This is a genomic window from Caballeronia sp. GAWG1-5s-s, assembly GCF_023631445.1.
In the GTDB taxonomy this organism is placed as follows: domain Bacteria; phylum Pseudomonadota; class Gammaproteobacteria; order Burkholderiales; family Burkholderiaceae; genus Caballeronia.
The window spans coordinates 595,487-610,626 of sequence record NZ_JALQDC010000003.1 but is presented as its reverse complement, the minus strand read 5'-3'; the positions used below and the strand labels follow the sequence as shown (position 1 = coordinate 610,626).

Annotated in this window: 12 protein-coding genes; 7 read left to right on the top strand and 5 right to left on the bottom strand. The window is 65.1% G+C overall.

Annotation, left to right across the window (positions count from 1 at the left end):
* Positions 1 to 83: 83 nt before the first annotated feature.
* On the bottom strand, positions 84 to 551 hold the full coding sequence (locus tag NCR34_RS05290) for a BCAL1086 family glycoprotein (protein WP_248321786.1): 468 nt from the start codon (positions 549 to 551) through the stop codon (positions 84 to 86).
* A gap of 237 nt (positions 552 to 788) precedes the next feature.
* On the opposite strand from NCR34_RS05290, the gene NCR34_RS05285 reads away from it, so the two are divergent.
* The 6 genes from NCR34_RS05285 to NCR34_RS05260 all read left to right on the top strand — a co-directional run bounded on the left by NCR34_RS05285 (position 789) and on the right by NCR34_RS05260 (position 11,244).
* Positions 789 to 1,097, top strand: a complete 309-nt coding sequence (locus NCR34_RS05285) for a hypothetical protein (protein ID WP_206467890.1) — start codon at positions 789 to 791, stop codon at positions 1,095 to 1,097.
* 454 nt (positions 1,098 to 1,551) lie between these two features.
* Entirely contained in the window at positions 1,552 to 2,391 is an 840-nt protein-coding gene (locus NCR34_RS05280; protein ID WP_250499206.1) for an IclR family transcriptional regulator, read from the top strand.
* A gap of 276 nt (positions 2,392 to 2,667) precedes the next feature.
* Positions 2,668 to 4,035, top strand: coding sequence for an MdtA/MuxA family multidrug efflux RND transporter periplasmic adaptor subunit (locus NCR34_RS05275; RefSeq protein WP_250499205.1), 1,368 nt, complete (start codon positions 2,668 to 2,670; stop codon positions 4,033 to 4,035).
* Positions 4,036 to 4,051: 16 nt separating this feature from the next.
* Complete coding sequence (locus NCR34_RS05270; RefSeq protein ID WP_248321780.1) at positions 4,052 to 7,177, top strand: MdtB/MuxB family multidrug efflux RND transporter permease subunit; 3,126 nt, start codon at positions 4,052 to 4,054, stop codon at positions 7,175 to 7,177.
* A 3-nt stretch (positions 7,178 to 7,180) separates the two neighbouring features.
* On the top strand, positions 7,181 to 10,516 hold the full coding sequence (locus tag NCR34_RS05265; protein WP_248321779.1) for an efflux RND transporter permease subunit: 3,336 nt from the start codon (positions 7,181 to 7,183) through the stop codon (positions 10,514 to 10,516).
* Positions 10,517 to 10,584: 68 nt separating this feature from the next.
* Complete coding sequence (locus NCR34_RS05260; protein ID WP_248321777.1) at positions 10,585 to 11,244, top strand: SDR family oxidoreductase; 660 nt, start codon at positions 10,585 to 10,587, stop codon at positions 11,242 to 11,244.
* 6 nt (positions 11,245 to 11,250) lie between these two features.
* Here the strand turns inward: NCR34_RS05260 and kdpE are convergent, their stop codons facing one another.
* From kdpE to NCR34_RS05240, 4 genes are read right to left on the bottom strand one after another with little or no spacing between them, the layout of a single operon-like run.
* Positions 11,251 to 11,949, bottom strand: a complete 699-nt coding sequence (gene kdpE / locus NCR34_RS05255; RefSeq protein WP_248321775.1) for a two-component system response regulator KdpE — start codon at positions 11,947 to 11,949, stop codon at positions 11,251 to 11,253.
* Positions 11,950 to 11,998: 49 nt separating this feature from the next.
* Complete coding sequence (locus tag NCR34_RS05250) at positions 11,999 to 12,973, bottom strand: quinone oxidoreductase family protein (protein WP_248321774.1); 975 nt, start codon at positions 12,971 to 12,973, stop codon at positions 11,999 to 12,001.
* A 32-nt stretch (positions 12,974 to 13,005) separates the two neighbouring features.
* Positions 13,006 to 13,395, bottom strand: coding sequence for a methylglyoxal synthase (locus NCR34_RS05245; RefSeq protein WP_248321773.1), 390 nt, complete (start codon positions 13,393 to 13,395; stop codon positions 13,006 to 13,008).
* Positions 13,396 to 13,428: 33 nt separating this feature from the next.
* Positions 13,429 to 14,208: an SDR family oxidoreductase gene (locus tag NCR34_RS05240; protein WP_175939929.1), complete on the bottom strand. Its 780-nt coding sequence runs from the start codon at positions 14,206 to 14,208 to the stop codon at positions 13,429 to 13,431.
* A gap of 277 nt (positions 14,209 to 14,485) precedes the next feature.
* Between NCR34_RS05240 and upp the strand changes: the two genes are divergently transcribed.
* Positions 14,486 to 15,139, top strand: a complete 654-nt coding sequence (gene upp, locus NCR34_RS05235) for a uracil phosphoribosyltransferase (RefSeq protein WP_206467883.1) — start codon at positions 14,486 to 14,488, stop codon at positions 15,137 to 15,139.
* Position 15,140 lies beyond the last annotated feature (1 nt).

Below are 15,140 nucleotides of genomic sequence, written 5' to 3'. Positions count from 1 at the left end.
GACCGCCAGTTTAGCGGCTGACTTGCGCGCGCCGCGCACTGTCGAGGTAACCGAATGTTAAGCGCGCCTATTCGACCGGCCGCTTATTTGTCCATGTCCGTGCGCGTGCCGGCATCGCTCGCCGAGTCGGAACCCGACGCCTGCGTGCCCGATGCACCGCCGTCCTTGGCCGACCACTCCTGCAGCTTGCGGCCCGCCGTCTGCAAACCCGCGCCGGTTGCGCTCGCGGCATCGGCGATGGCGGCGTTCGTCGCGCTTGCCGCGCTCTGCAAATTGGCGCGCGCCGACGCGGCCACGCTGCTCGCGGACAAGTCCGGCGCGGAGCCGGCGTGATCGAAACTCTGTTGTGCCGACTGCTTTGCCGCGTCGACCTTCTGGCCGACGTAGCTCGCCGCCTGATCGAGCTTCTGCGTCGTCTGACTCGCAAGATTGTTGTAGGCGTTCGCAGCCTGGCCGGCGGCGGCGTCGTGCTTCTCGCATGCGGCGAGCACGCCGAGCACGGCGAGCGCGAATGCGATACGCGCGACCGGAGTCATCGAGTTGGGCTTCATGGTCCTGCCTCCTGCTTCGTGCTGAGATTCGGGCGCATCCCGAAACGCGGGCTCATCATACGCCTCGAACCCGGCAACTCGCGAAAGCTTGCATTGCAAGCGAACTGCGGTGGCTTCACTGCGACGCAGAGACGCTCAATAGAATGTTTCCTCTACATTTAGGACACTTCTGCTTTTGGCATCGTTCGGTCCGGTCTATATTCGCCGCAGTCTCGCCCCTCCCACCGAAACCCCGCCATGATTTACATGAACCTCGCCATCGCCCTCGTCGCTGGGTTGATGCTCTTCGAACCCTTCACGCGCGCCCCCGTCTCCCGTTTCACCACGCATCGCATGCGTCGCATTCTCGCGAAACGCTCGTACTATCAGGCGGGCGGCGCTTTCTTCGCCGCGCTGGTCGTCGCAACGAGCCAGCCCGCGCCCGAACGCGTATCCCCGCTCCTCGTGATGGGCGTCGCCTCGGCGCTGCTGGCAGCGAGCCTGTACTGGATCGTGCGCGGCAAGCTGTTGCTCCGGCAACGCCGCGTGTTCACCGAACTGCACTGACGTCTCCGCGCGGCGCGTTCTGACGCCGCGCTCGCCTGTCGCGCGAATTCAATAAACACTCCATACGTTTTCGGCGTATATTCGGGCCGAACTGGCTCAAAAGCACTCGACGAAAAAAAAGGCGCCACGTTTCCGTAGCGCCTTAAAAGTTCTAGCCATTCCGAGGGCCGTGCTAGAACCTGAGAGACTGTGATCGAAGCCTAGAGCGGAAAGCGGTCGCGCACATCGCCCAGTCCTTTCGAAATCGGATTCCATTTTTTCCGGGATCACTGCTCAAGTCAAGCAAAATTTCAGCGTCCGGGCATCTGCCCAACGATGTCTTTCGGAATCGGTTCCGATTACACCGACTCGGCGCGTGCGGCTTATCATCGGGCCTTGCATCGCTTGCAAGCTTCAGGCGTCGCCTGAATGGAATGTTCCACTCAGCATTCGAAACGATGTTTCACAAAAAAAGATGCCCACGATGAGCGACCGGTCGTCGAGCCGAACCAAAACGAAAGACAGGGATAGCGACGAAGTCACCGCCCTTGCGCGCGGTCTCGATGTGTTGCGCCGCATTGCCGCTGCGGATGCCCCGGTCAGCAACCGCGAACTGACCGAATGGACCGGCATTCCTAAACCTACCGTATCGCGGATCACGGCCACGCTCGTCGGCGCGGGACTGCTGCTGCGTCTGCCCGACAGCGAGCGCTTCGTCCTGACGGCGTCCGTACTGGAGCTCAGCAACGGCTTCTTGCGCAACTTCGACATCCGGGCGCGAGCGCGGCCGTTTCTGATCGCGCTAGCCGAACGGACCGGACTCAGCGTGCATCTGGCCGTGCGCGACCGGCTCGAAATGGTCGTCATCGACGCCATCCGGCCACGCTCGGCCGTGCTCGTCTCGCGACTCGAAGTAGGCGGCCGAATGGACCTGAGCCGCACGGCGGTCGGGCGCGCGTATCTCTCCGTTCTGTCGGACGCCGACCAGCAGGCGCTGATCGGCAGCCTACAGACGGCATCCGGCGACGACTGGCCGAGCATCTCCGGCGGCTTGCAGCGCGGCCTCGACGACGCGCGCCGCCGTGGTTTCGCGATTTCGCTCGGGGAATGGCATCACGGGCTAAATGCGGTGGCCGCGGGCTTCGTCGGGCCGTCGGAGGAGCGTTATTCGGTCAACTGCGGCGGCGCGGCGCATCAGTGTCCGCACGAGACCCTGATCACGAGCGTGGTGCCCGCGCTGCTCGATTGCGTCGCGCAGATCGCGCGCGAGATCGGCGGCACGGCGGGCGCCGCGCCATCTGCCGTAAGCCATTAAACTTACGCGCTCTGCCGCACGCGTCCGGGCCTTTGCCGACGCGTGTAACGCTCGTAATTATCCGAAAGAAAGCCCGGTGGACGGGCATGGGCGCGCGACGTAGCATCATGCTTCGCGCGCACCGGGGCCGCGCCGGACCTCTGACTCAGGCTCTGTCCAGCCTGGCACGCGCGGGCCGCGCCCGCCGCCTTTCCCCGGCTCTCCCCCGACCGCATCGCGAGATGCCGCCCATCCGCGCCCCGTATGACAGACTTGGAAACACCCAGCCACCACACGATGGACGACCGAAAGAACCCTCCCGCCGAGCCGCGCACGACGCCCGCGCGCCCCGCCGATCCCACTCCGACTGCCCCGCCCGTCACCACCGCCGCGCCACGCCGCCGCCGTCTCGTGCCGCTCGTCGTGGCCGTCCTGATCGTCGCGGGAGCGGTCGCGTGGTGGCATCCGTGGAATCGCGGCGGCACAGCGGGTTCGCCGCAGCAGGCGAGTCAGGGCGGACGGCGCGGCGGCGCGAATGCGATGAACCAGCCTCAGCCGGTGCACGTGGCGACCGTGTCGCAAGGCGAGATGCCGGTCGTCATCAATGCGCTCGGCACGGTCACGCCGCTCGCGAACGTCACCGTGAAGACGCAGCTCAACGGCACGCTGATGGAAGTGGCGTTCCGCGAAGGCCAGATGGTCAAGAAGGGCGATCTGCTCGCGCAAATCGACCCGCGTCCCTACGAGATTTCGCTGCGTAACGCGCAAGGCACGCTCGCCCGCGATCAGGCGCTGCTGCAAACCGCGCGGCTCGACTTGCAGCGGTATCAGACGCTGCTCTCGCAGGACTCCATCGCCAAGCAGCAGGTGGACACGCAGGCCTCCCTCGTCAAGCAGTACGAAGGCGCGGTGAAGTCGGATCAGGCCAACGTCGACACGTACAAGCTCGACCTCGCCTACGCGCGCATTACCGCGCCGGTCTCCGGGCGCGTGGGCTTGCGTCAGGTCGATCCGGGCAACTACGTGACGACGGGCGACACCAATGGCGTCGTCGTCATCACGCAGTTGCAGCCGATCAGCGTGATCTTCACGACTTCCGAGGACAACCTCTCCGCGATCATGAAGCCGCTGCGCGCGGGCGTGAAAATGTCGGCGACGGCCTATGACCGCGCGAACACCACGGCGATCGAATCCGGCTATCTCGAAACCGTCGACAACCAGATCGACACGGCCACGGGCACCGTGAAGCTGCGCGCCACCTTCGACAACAAGGAAAACCGGCTCTTCCCGAATCAGTTCGTGAACACGAAGCTGCTCGTCGACGTCATCAAGAACGCGACCATCGTGCCGACTTCGGCGGTGCTCAACGGCTCGTCCGGTTCCTTCGTGTACGTCGTGAAGCCGGACAATACGGTGACCGTGCGCAACGTGAAAACCGGCCCGGTCGATGGCGAGCGCACGAGCATCAAGTCCGGCCTGCAAGTGGGCGAGCGCGTGGTGATCGACGGCTCCGACCGCCTGAAGGAAGGCGCGAAGATCACGATTCCGGCCGAACGCGCCAAGGCCGCGTCGGGGGCATCGGGCGCATCGGCTGCTGCGGCGGCTTCGGGCGCATCGGGCGCGCAGCACGGCGGGCATCATCGCCGTCAGCAACAGCAGCAGTGAACTCTAAGCCTCGCGCATGAATCCCTCCCGCATATTTATCCTGCGACCGGTCGGCACGGCGCTGCTGATGGCGGCGATCATGCTCGTCGGTCTCGTCGCGCTGCGCTTTTTGCCGCTGTCCGCGCTGCCCGCCGTCGACTATCCGACTATTCAGGTGCAGACCTTCTACCCCGGCGCGTCGCCGGACGTGATGACGTCCAGCGTCACCGCGCCGCTCGAAAAGCAGTTCGGGCAGATGGCGAGCCTGAACCAGATGTCGTCGCAGAGTTCCGCGGGGGCATCGGTCATCACATTGCAGTTCAGCCTCGACTTGCCGCTTGATATCGCCGAGCAGGAAGTCCAGGCCGCCATCAATGCGGCGGGCAATCTGCTGCCGTCCGACCTCCCCGCCCCGCCGATCTACGCAAAGGTCAATCCCGCCGACGCGCCGATCATGACGCTCGCGATCAGTTCCAAGACGCTGCCGCTCACGCAGGTGCAGGATCTCGCGGACACGCGGCTCGGGCAGAAGATCTCGCAGGTCGCGGGCGTGGGCCTCGTGTCGGTGAGCGGCGGCAACCGGCCGGCCGTGCGCATTCAGGCCAATACGCGCGCGCTCGCCTCGTACGGGCTTAATATCGACGATCTGCGCACCACGATCTCGAACCTCAACGTCAACACGCCGAAGGGCAATTTCGACGGCCCGACGCGCGCCTACACCATCAACGCGAACGATCAGCTCACCGACGCGAACGCGTACAAGAGCGCGGTCGTCGCGTACCGGAACGGGCGGCCGGTGATGCTGACGGACGTCGCGACCATCGTGCAGGGACCGGAGAACACGAAGCTCGGCGCGTGGGTCGATTCGACGCCCGCCATCATTCTCAACGTGCAACGTCAGCCGGGCGCGAACGTCATTCAGGTGGTGGACGGCATCAAGAAGCTGCTGCCGCAGTTGCAGCAGTCGCTGCCGGCCGCGCTCGACGTGCGCGTGGTCACCGACCGCACCACGACCATTCGCGCCTCCGTGCGCGACGTGCAGTTCGAGCTCGCCCTGTCCGTCGTGCTGGTCGTGCTCGTCATTTATCTCTTCCTCGCGAACGTCTACGCGACCATCATTCCGAGCCTGTCGGTGCCGCTCTCGCTCGTCGGCACGCTCGCGGTCATGTACCTGTGCGGCTTCTCGCTCGACAACCTTTCGCTGATGGCGCTCACCATCGCGACAGGCTTCGTCGTGGACGACGCCATCGTGATGATCGAGAACATCGCGCGTTACGTGGAGGAAGGCGAATCTCCGCTCGAAGCGGCGCTGAAAGGCTCGCGGCAGATCGGCTTCACGATCATTTCGCTCACGGTGTCGCTCATCGCGGTGCTGATTCCGCTGCTCTTCATGGGCGATGTCGTCGGGCGGCTCTTCCATGAATTCGCGATCACGCTCGCGGTGACCATCGTGATTTCGGCGATCGTGTCGCTCACGTTGGTGCCGATGATGTGCGCGAAACTGCTGCGCCATACGCCGCCGAAGGACAGCAAGCGATTCGAGGCGCGCGCGCATCAGTTCATCGATTACGTCATCGGCCGCTATGCGGTGGCGCTCGAATGGGTGCTCGACCGGCAGCGTTCGACGCTCGTGGTCGCGCTGCTCACGCTCGTGCTGACCGGCGTGCTGTACGTTTTCATTCCGAAGGGCTTCTTCCCGACGCAGGACACAGGCGTGATTCAGGCGATCACGCAGGCGCCGCAGGCGGCGTCGTATCAGGCGGTCGCGGAACAGCAGCAAGCGCTCGCGGCGAAGATTCTGCAGAACCCGGACGTCGAGAGTCTCACCTCGTTCATCGGCGTGGACGGCACGAATATCACGCTCAACAGCGGCCGCATGCTGATCAACCTGAAGCCGCGCGACGACCGCAGCAACAGTTCGAGCGAAATCATCCGCTCGATTCAGAACGAAGTGGCGGACATTCCGAGCATCAAGCTCTACATGCAGCCGGTGCAGGATTTGACGATCGACTCCACGGTCAGCCCGACGCAGTATCAGTTCATGTTGACGGACCCGAATCCTTCCGAGTTCGCGCAATGGGTGCCGAAGCTCGTCGACCGGCTGCAACATACGTCGATCCTGACGGATGTCGCCACCGATCTTCAGCAGAACGGCCAATCGGTGTATGTCGAAATCGACCGCGAAACGGCGGCGCGCTTCGGCATCACGCCGGCGACCGTGGACAACGCGCTGTACGACGCGTTCGGCCAACGCATCATTTCGACCATCTTCACGCAGTCGAACCAGTACCGTGTGATTCTGGAAAGCGAGCCGACGGACGCGCATTACAGCGAGACGCTCAACGGCATCTATCTGCCCTCTTCCACCGCGACGAACGGACAGGTGCCGCTCTCGGCCATCGCCAAGTTCCACGAACGCGCCGCGCCTTTGCTCGTCACGCACCTCGGGCAGTTTCCGGCGACGACCGTCTCGTTCAATCTCGCGAAGGGCGCGTCGCTCGGCGCGGCGGTGAAGGCCATCGAAGAAGCGAAGAACGAGATCGGCTTGCCGGCATCGTTCCAGATCCGCTATCAGGGCGCGGCGCTCGCGTTCCAGGCGTCGCTGTCCAACGAACTGTTCCTGATTCTCGCGGCCATCGTGACGATGTATATCGTGCTCGGCGTGCTGTACGAGAGCTTCATCCACCCGATCACCATTCTCTCGACGCTGCCTTCGGCCGGCGTCGGCGCGCTGCTCTCGCTGATAATCACCGGGCACGATCTGGACATCATCGGGATCATTGGCATCGTGCTTTTGATCGGCATCGTGAAGAAGAACGCGATCATGATGATCGACTTCGCGCTCGAAGCCGAACGCGAGCAAGGCAAGCCGCCGCGCGAGGCGATTTTTCAGGCGTGTCTGTTGCGCTTCCGCCCGATTCTGATGACGACGATGGCCGCGCTGCTCGGCGCGCTGCCGCTGATGCTCGGCTGGGGCGCGGGTTCGGAGCTGCGCCATCCGCTCGGCATCGCGATCGTCGGCGGGTTGATCGTGTCGCAGTTGCTCACGCTCTTCACGACGCCCGTGATCTACCTCGGCTTCGATTCGCTCGGCCGCAAGCTGCGCGCGCGCTTCGGCGGCGACGGCATGAGCGCGGCGCGTGCGGCCGGCGACGTGGAGTAAGGCATGAACCTGTCGCGCCTTTTCATCGACCGGCCGGTGGCGACGACGCTGCTCGCCGTCGGCATCGCGCTTGCCGGCATGTTCGCGTTCGTGAAGCTGCCGGTCGCGCCGCTGCCGCAGGTCGATTTCCCGACCATCTCCGTGCAGGCGTCGTTGCCGGGCGCGAGTCCGGAGACCGTGGCGACGAGCGTGGCGAGTCCGCTGGAGCGGCACCTGGGCAGCATCGCGGACGTGAGCGAAATGACGTCGATGAGTTCCGTCGGCAGCACGCGCATCACGCTGCAATTCGGCCTGAATCGCGACATCGACGGCGCCGCGCGCGACGTGCAGGCCGCGATCAACGCCGCGCGCGCCGACCTGCCGACTTCGCTGCGCAGCAATCCGACCTATCACAAGGTCAATCCCGCCGACGCGCCGATTCTCGTGCTCGCGCTGTCGTCGCCCACGCGCACGGCGGGCTCGCTCTACGATTCCGCCGCGACCGTGCTCCAACAGACGCTTTCGACGGTGCCGGGCGTCGGCGAAGTCGACGTGAGCGGGTCGGCGAACCCGGCGGTGCGCGTGGAACTGGAGCCGGGCGCGCTGTTCCACTATGGCATCGGGCTGGAGGACGTGCGGGCGGCGCTCGCGTCGGCGAACGCGAACAGCCCGAAAGGCGCGATCGAGTTCCAGGGCACGCACGTCCAGCTCTACACCAACGATCAGGCGAGCAAGGCCGCGCAGTACAAGGACCTCGTGATCGCGTATCGCAACGGCTCGGCGGTGAAGCTCTCGGACGTCGGCGAAGTGGTCGATTCGGTCGAGGACTTGCGCAATCTCGGCCTCATCAACAACAAGCACGCGGTACTCGTCATTCTGTACCGGCAGCCGGGCGCGAACATCATCGAGACGATCGATCGCGTGAAGGCGATGGTGCCGCAATTGCAGGCTGCCCTGCCCGCCGACGTGGAGATCACGCCGACGGCGGACCGCTCGACCACCATTCGCTCGTCGCTGCACGACACCGAACTCACGCTCGTAATCGCAGTCGCGCTCGTCGTGATGGTCGTGTTCCTGTTCCTGCGCAACTGGCGCGCGACGCTGATACCGAGCGTCGCCGTGCCGATCTCGATCATCGGCACGTTCGCGGCGATGTACCTGCTCGGTTTCTCGCTCGACAATCTCTCGCTGATGGCGCTCACCATCGCGACGGGCTTCGTGGTCGACGACGCCATCGTCGTGCTCGAAAACATCGCGCGGCACGTCGAAAAAGGCGTGCCGCGCATGCAGGCCGCGATCATCGGCGCGCGGGAGGTCGGCTTCACGGTGCTGTCCATCAGCGTGTCGCTCGTCGCCGTGTTCCTGCCCATCTTGCTGATGGGCGGCATCGTCGGGCGGCTGTTCCGCGAATTCGCGCTGACGCTCTCGCTCGCCATTGCGGTGTCGCTCGTCGTGTCGCTGACCGTCACGCCGATGATGTGCTCGCGCCTGCTCGAAGAACCGCGCGAGAAGCGCGAGGAAGGACGCGTCGCGCGCTGGCTCGAACGGCAATTCGAGCGCATGCAGCGCGGTTATGCGCGCACGCTCGGCTGGGCGCTCGGGCATCCGCGCACCATCCTGCTGATTCTGCTCGCGACCATCGGACTCAACTTCTATCTGTACGTGATCGTGCCGAAGGGCTTTTTCCCGCAGCAGGACACGGGGCGCATCATCGGCGGCATTCAGGCGGACCAGAGCACGTCGTTTCAGGCGATGAAGGTCAAGTTCTCCGAGATGATGCGCATTGTCGAGGCCGATCCCGCCGTCGATAGCGTCGCGGGTTTCACGGGCGGACGTTCGACGAATTCTGGCTTCATGTTCATCTCGCTCAAGCCGAAAAGCGAGCGCAAGATTTCGGCGGATCAGGTCATCAACCGCCTGCGCCGACCGCTCGCCAATGTCGCGGGCGCGCGCACGTTCCTTCAGGCGGTGCAGGACATTCGCGTGGGCGGCCGGCAGTCGAACGCGCAGTATCAGTTCACGCTGCTCTCGGACACGACCTCCGACCTGTACACATGGGCGCCGAAGATCACCGAGGCGCTGCAACACCGCCCCGAGCTGACCGACGTGAATTCGGATCAGCAACAAGGCGGCCTCGAAGCGATGGTGACGTTCGACCGCGCGACCGCCGCGCGCCTGAACATCAAGCCCGCGCAGATCGACAACACGCTCTACGACGCGTTCGGCCAGCGGCAGGTCTCGACCATCTACAACCCGTTGTCGCAGTATCACGTCGTCATGGAAGTCGCGCCGAAGTACTGGCAAGACCCGGAAATGCTGAAGCAGATCTACATCAGCACGTCGGGCGGCACGGCGAGCGGCGCCGCATCGACCAATTCCACGACGACATCCAGCGCGACGAGCACGGCATCCACATCCGCGACGGGTTCGACCGGCGCGGGCGGATCGTCGACCAGCACGGCCGACACCACCGCCGCGCTCGCGCTCGAATCCGTGCGCAATTCCGCGACCAACGCCATTGCGGCGAGCGGTAAGTCGGGATCGTCGTCGGGCGCGGCGGTGTCCACGTCGAAGGAAACGATGGTCCCGCTCTCGTCCATCGCGAAGTTCGGGCCGGGCAACACGCCGCTTTCGGTGAATCACCAGAGCCAGTTCGTCGCCTCGACCATTTCGTTCAACTTGCCGCCGGGCAAGTCGCTCTCGGCCGCGACCGCCGCCATCTACGAAACGATGGCCGAACTCGGCGTTCCGCCGACCGTTCACGGCAGCTTTCAGGGCACGGCGCAGGCCTTCCAGCAATCGCTCAACGATCAGCCGCTTCTCATTCTCGCGGCGCTCGCGGCGGTGTACATCGTGCTCGGCATTCTGTACGAGAGCTACATCCACCCGATCACGATTCTTTCCACGCTGCCGTCGGCGGGCATCGGCGCGCTGCTGGCGCTGCTGCTCTTTCACACGGAGTTCAGCATCATCGCTCTGATCGCCGTGATTCTGCTGATCGGCATCGTGAAGAAGAACGCGATCATGATGGTGGACTTCGCGATCGAGGCGACGCGCCACGGCGCGAAGACCTCGCGCGATGCGATCGAGGAAGCCTGCCTGCTGCGCTTTCGCCCGATCATGATGACGACCGCCGCCGCGCTGCTCGGCGCGCTGCCGCTCGCGTTCGGCACGGGCGAAGGCTCGGAGATGCGCGCGCCGCTCGGCATCGCGATCGTCGGCGGCCTGATCGTGAGTCAGATGCTGACGCTCTACACCACGCCCGTCGTCTATCTGTACATGGACCGCGTCCGCGTGCGCGGGGAAGCGCGGCGGGCGCGTCGCAAGGACGGCGCGACTCCTGCAAGCGCGGTCGAATGACGTTACGCTGGCATGGACCGCGAGAATGGCCTACGGTGTTCTGACCGTCCACGCAAGGAGCGTCTCGAATGAAGGCGATGAAAGTCCTGCTGATCGGCGCGCACGGCCGCACGGGCCGCCATGTCGCGCGGCGTTTGCATGAAGAAGGCATTCCCTTTCGCGCGCTGTTGCGCAAGTCCGCGCACAAGAGCGAGTTCGCTGCGCTCGGCGCGGAGATCGTGCTCGGCGATCTGACGCACGACTTCTCGCATGCGCTGGACGACATCACGCACGTCGTCTACGCGGCGGGCTCGGCGGAATCGGAAGGGGTGAGCGAGGAACGCGACATCGACCGCGACGCCGTCATGCGCACCGCCGATTACGCGAAGCGCCGGCGCGTGCGGCAACTGGTTGTGGTGAGCGCGTTGTCGGCGTATCAGCCGCAGCGCAGTCCGCTCGCGCTGCGCCACTATTCACGCATGAAGCGCGAAGCCGACGATTACGTCGCCCGCCGCGGCGTGCCGTACGCAATTCTGCGGCCGGGTCCGCTTTCGGATGCGCCGGGGCGCGGGACGATCGCGCTCGCCGACGAACGCGTCGAACAGATGCCGGCGGTCTCGCGCGAAGACGTCGCGGAAGTGGTGATGCGCTGCCTGCTGCTCGGCGTGACGAATCGCACGATCGGCTTCGTCGGCGGCGACGTGCCTATCGACGATGCGCTCGATGCGCCCGCTGCCGCTACGGCGTAAGCGCCCTCAGTTCGCGCCGACGAGCCGGTAGCCGACGCCCGTTTCCGTGACGATATGCTCCGGCTGCGCGGCGTCGCGTTCGAGCTTCTGCCGCAGATGCGCCATGTAGATGCGCAGGTAATGCGGACTCTCGACATGCGACGGCCCCCACACTTCGCGCAGCAAATGCCTGTGCGTCAGCACGCGCCCCGCGTCGCGCACGAGCGTCGCGAGCAGACGGTATTCGATCGGCGTCAAATGCACGCTTTCGCCGTTTCGCGTGACGCGGCGTAGCGCGAGATCGACCGTGACATCGCCGAAGCTGACCACGGGCGTTTCGCTCGCCGCCGTCTGATTGCGCCGCCGCAAGTGCGCGCGGATACGCGCCATCAGTTCGGAGACGCCGAAGGGCTTGGTCAGATAATCGTCCGCGCCGGCATCGAGCGCGGCGACTTTTTCCTCTTCCTGCGTGCGCGCCGAGAGCACGATCACCGGCACTTCGGTCCAGCTTCGCAATTCGCGGATCACGTCGATGCCGTCCGTGTCCGGCAGGCCGAGATCCACGATCACGAGATCCGGCTTGCGCGTGGCCGCCGCGATCAGCCCTTGCTGGCCGGTTTCGGCTTCGAACACGGTCATCTGCTGCGCTTCGAGCGACACGCGCACGAAGCGCCGGATCTGCTTTTCGTCTTCGATCAGGACGACGGTGAAGGACGGCTCGCTCATCGTTTTTTATTTGGTTGTGGTGGCGAGCCGGCCGCGCACATCCGCGCGTTCAAGGCAAAAGTATCGTCGAGCCGGTCGTCTTGCGCGCTTCGAGTTCTTCGTGGGCGCGCGCCGCGTCCGCGAGCGGATAGCGCTGCCGCACGTTCGTCTTCACCTTGCCCGACGACACCACGTCGAACAATTCGGCGGCCATCGTGTCGAGATCACTGCGCTTTGCGATATAGCTGAAGAGCGTCGGACGCGTGAAGAAGAGCGAGCCGCGCCCGGCGAGCTCCGACGAATCGATCGGCGGCAGCGGCCCCGACGAATTGCCGAAGCTCACGAAAAGACCGAGCGGCGCAAGGCAATCGAGCGAGCCCACATAGGTGTCCTTGCCGATCGAATCGTAGACCACGGGCACGCCCGCGCCGTTCGTGATCTCGCGCACGCGTTGCGTGAAGTTCTCGCGCGTATACACGATCGCGTGATCGCAGCCGTGCTCTTTCGCCAGCGCCGCTTTTTCGTCCGATCCGACCGTGCCGATGACCGTCGCGCCGAGCGCCTTCGCCCACTGGCACGCGAGCATGCCGACGCCGCCCGCCGCCGCGTGAATGAGCACGGTGTCGCCCGCCTTCACGCGGTACGTGCGGCGCAGCAGATATTGCGCCGTCAGCCCTTGCAGCATGATCGACGCGGCATCCTCATAGCCGATCGCATCCGGCAGCTTGACGACGTAATCCGCCGCCATCACGCGTTCTTCCGCGTAGGCGCCCGGCGGACGCGACGCATACGCCACGCGATCGCCCGGCTTGAACTGCGTGACGCCCTCGCCTACCGCCGTCACCTCGCCCGCGCCTTCCATGCCGAGGCCGCCGGGCAGCGGCATCGGATAGAGGCCGGTGCGGAAATACACGTCGATGAAGTTGAGCCCCACCGCATGATGCTTCACGCGGATTTCGCCCTTGCCCGGCTCGCCCACGTTCACATCGACCCATTTCATGACTTCGGGGCCGCCGGTTTTGTCGAATCGGATTGCCTTGGTCATCGCTCGAACGTCTCCTTCGTTTCGTGGATGCTTCAGCGCGCCTTCACCAGCCGGGCGCGCAACTCGTCGAGAATCATGCGCGCGGTCGACACGTTGGTCGCGCACGGCACGTTATGCACGTCGCAGGCGCGCACCAGCGCGTTGATGTCGGGCTCGTGCGGCTGCGGCGTCATCGGGTCGCGCAGAAAGATCACGACGTCGACGCGCCCTTCCGCCAGTTCGCCGCCGATCTGCAAGTCGCCGCCATGCGGGCCGGACAGCTTGCGCTCGACATCGAGCCCGTGCGCCGCCGCGATGCGCGCGCCCGTGGTGCCGGTCGCGACCAGCTGGCATTGCGCCAATGTGTCGACATACTCGCCCGCGAGCGCGACGATGTCGTCCTTTTTCATGTCGTGCGCAATCAGCGCGACGCGTGTGCTCATGTGCTGCCTTCTCCCCTCTTGTCGTGTCGCCGGTCAGTAGGTGCCAGGATAAGCGCCGCCGTCGATCAATATGTTCTGGCCGATGATATAGCCGGCATGCACGCTGCACAGGAACGCGCAGGTCCGCCCGAACTCGTCCGGATTACCGAAGCGCCCGGCCGGAAGACTCTGCGCGCGACGCGCGCGCGCCTCTTCGATGGAAATGTTCTGCGCCTTGGCCTGCGCCTCGAAGGTGACGGCGACGCGGTCGGTGTCGAACGTGCCCGGCAGCAAGTTGTTGATGGTGACGCCGGTAGCCGCCACCTTGCGCGCCACGCCCGCGACGAAGCCCGTGAGTCCCGAGCGCGCGCCGTTCGACAGACCGAGCACGTCGATAGGCGCTTTCACAGACGAACTCGTGATATTGACGATGCGCCCGAACCCGCGATCGATCATGCCGTCGATGGTGCGCTTGATGAGCTCGATCGGGGTCAGCATGTTCGCTTCGAGCGCCTTGATCCACATCTCATGCGTGAAGTTGCGGAAGTCGCCCGGCGGCGGGCCGCCCGCGTTGTTCACCAGAATGTCCGGCTGCGGACAGGCCGCGAGCGCGGCGTTGTGGCCTTCGGGCGTCGTGATGTCGCACGCGACGGCCTGCACGTTGACGCCATACTGCGCGCGGATGCTCGCCGCCGTCGCTTCGAGCGTCTCGGCCGTGCGCGCCGTGATAACGAGATTCACGCCCTCCGCGGCCAGCGCCTCCGCGCAGCCGCGCCCGAGTCCCTTGCTCGCCGCGCACACGAGCGCGGTGCGCCCTGCGATTCCCATATCCATCGTCCGTCCTCCATGATCGTCGCTTAGTGTTCGAATCGGTCCGTAGCGTGGCAACGTGGCATCGTTGCACGCGTCGAAACCCTCTCGCGCATTCTAGAAGAATCGGGGAGGCAACGTGGGCGCATGCATGGCCGCATCGCCGGCGATTATTCTTAGGTCATGGCGGCCTTTTCGGTAAACTGTCGCCACTGTCGGCCCGGCGCGCTGTGAATTGCGCCGCGCGCGACCGCCCACGGCAGGACCATCACCCGAGCAGGACGCGCACTGCGCGAGACCCATGAAACAAGACAGCCGCTTTCCCAATCTCTTCATCCTCAATCACCCGCTGATCCAGCACAAGCTCACGCACATGCGGGACAAGGACACGTCGACGCGCACGTTCCGCGAGTTGCTTCGGGAAATCACGCTGCTGATGGGCTATGAAATCACGCGCAACCTGCCGTTGACGACCAAGCGCGTGGAAACGCCGCTCGTGGAAATCGACGCGCCGGTGATCGCCGGCAAGAAGCTCGCGATCGTGCCGGTGCTGCGCGCGGGCATCGGCATGTCGGACGGTCTGCTCGACCTCGTGCCGTCGGCGCGCGTCGGGCATATCGGCGTGTATCGCGCGGACGATCATCGGCCGGTGGAGTATCTCGTGCGCCTGCCGCCCGATCTGGAGGAGCGCGTGTTCATTCTCTGCGATCCGATGGTCGCGACCGGCTACTCCGCCGTGCACGCCGTCGACGTGATGAAGCGGCGCAATGTGCAGGACGAGAACATCATCTTCGTCGCGCTGGTCGCCGCGCCCGAGGGGGTGAAGGTGTTTCAGGACGCGCATCCGAACGTGAAGCTCTACGTGGCGTCGCTGGATTCGCATCTGAACGAGCATGCGTATATCGTCCCCGGTCTCGGCGATGCCGGCGATCGCCTCTTCGGCACCAGGAACTGAC

Excerpts from the sequence above, each read along its gene's own strand:
- NCR34_RS05290 (WP_248321786.1), bottom strand. The coding sequence starts at position 551 with ATGAAGCCCAACTCGATGACTCCGGTCGCGCGTATCGCATTCGCGCTC.
- NCR34_RS05285 (WP_206467890.1), top strand. The coding sequence starts at position 789 with ATGATTTACATGAACCTCGCCATCGCCCTCGTCGCTGGGTTGATGCTC.
- NCR34_RS05280 (WP_250499206.1), top strand. The coding sequence starts at position 1,552 with ATGCCCACGATGAGCGACCGGTCGTCGAGCCGAACCAAAACGAAAGAC.
- NCR34_RS05275 (WP_250499205.1), top strand. The coding sequence starts at position 2,668 with ATGGACGACCGAAAGAACCCTCCCGCCGAGCCGCGCACGACGCCCGCG.
- NCR34_RS05270 (WP_248321780.1), top strand. The coding sequence starts at position 4,052 with ATGAATCCCTCCCGCATATTTATCCTGCGACCGGTCGGCACGGCGCTG.
- NCR34_RS05265 (WP_248321779.1), top strand. The coding sequence starts at position 7,181 with ATGAACCTGTCGCGCCTTTTCATCGACCGGCCGGTGGCGACGACGCTG.
- NCR34_RS05260 (WP_248321777.1), top strand. The coding sequence starts at position 10,585 with ATGAAGGCGATGAAAGTCCTGCTGATCGGCGCGCACGGCCGCACGGGC.
- kdpE (WP_248321775.1), bottom strand. The coding sequence starts at position 11,949 with ATGAGCGAGCCGTCCTTCACCGTCGTCCTGATCGAAGACGAAAAGCAG.
- NCR34_RS05250 (WP_248321774.1), bottom strand. The coding sequence starts at position 12,973 with ATGACCAAGGCAATCCGATTCGACAAAACCGGCGGCCCCGAAGTCATG.
- NCR34_RS05245 (WP_248321773.1), bottom strand. The coding sequence starts at position 13,395 with ATGAGCACACGCGTCGCGCTGATTGCGCACGACATGAAAAAGGACGAC.
- NCR34_RS05240 (WP_175939929.1), bottom strand. The coding sequence starts at position 14,208 with ATGGATATGGGAATCGCAGGGCGCACCGCGCTCGTGTGCGCGGCGAGC.
- upp (WP_206467883.1), top strand. The coding sequence starts at position 14,486 with ATGAAACAAGACAGCCGCTTTCCCAATCTCTTCATCCTCAATCACCCG.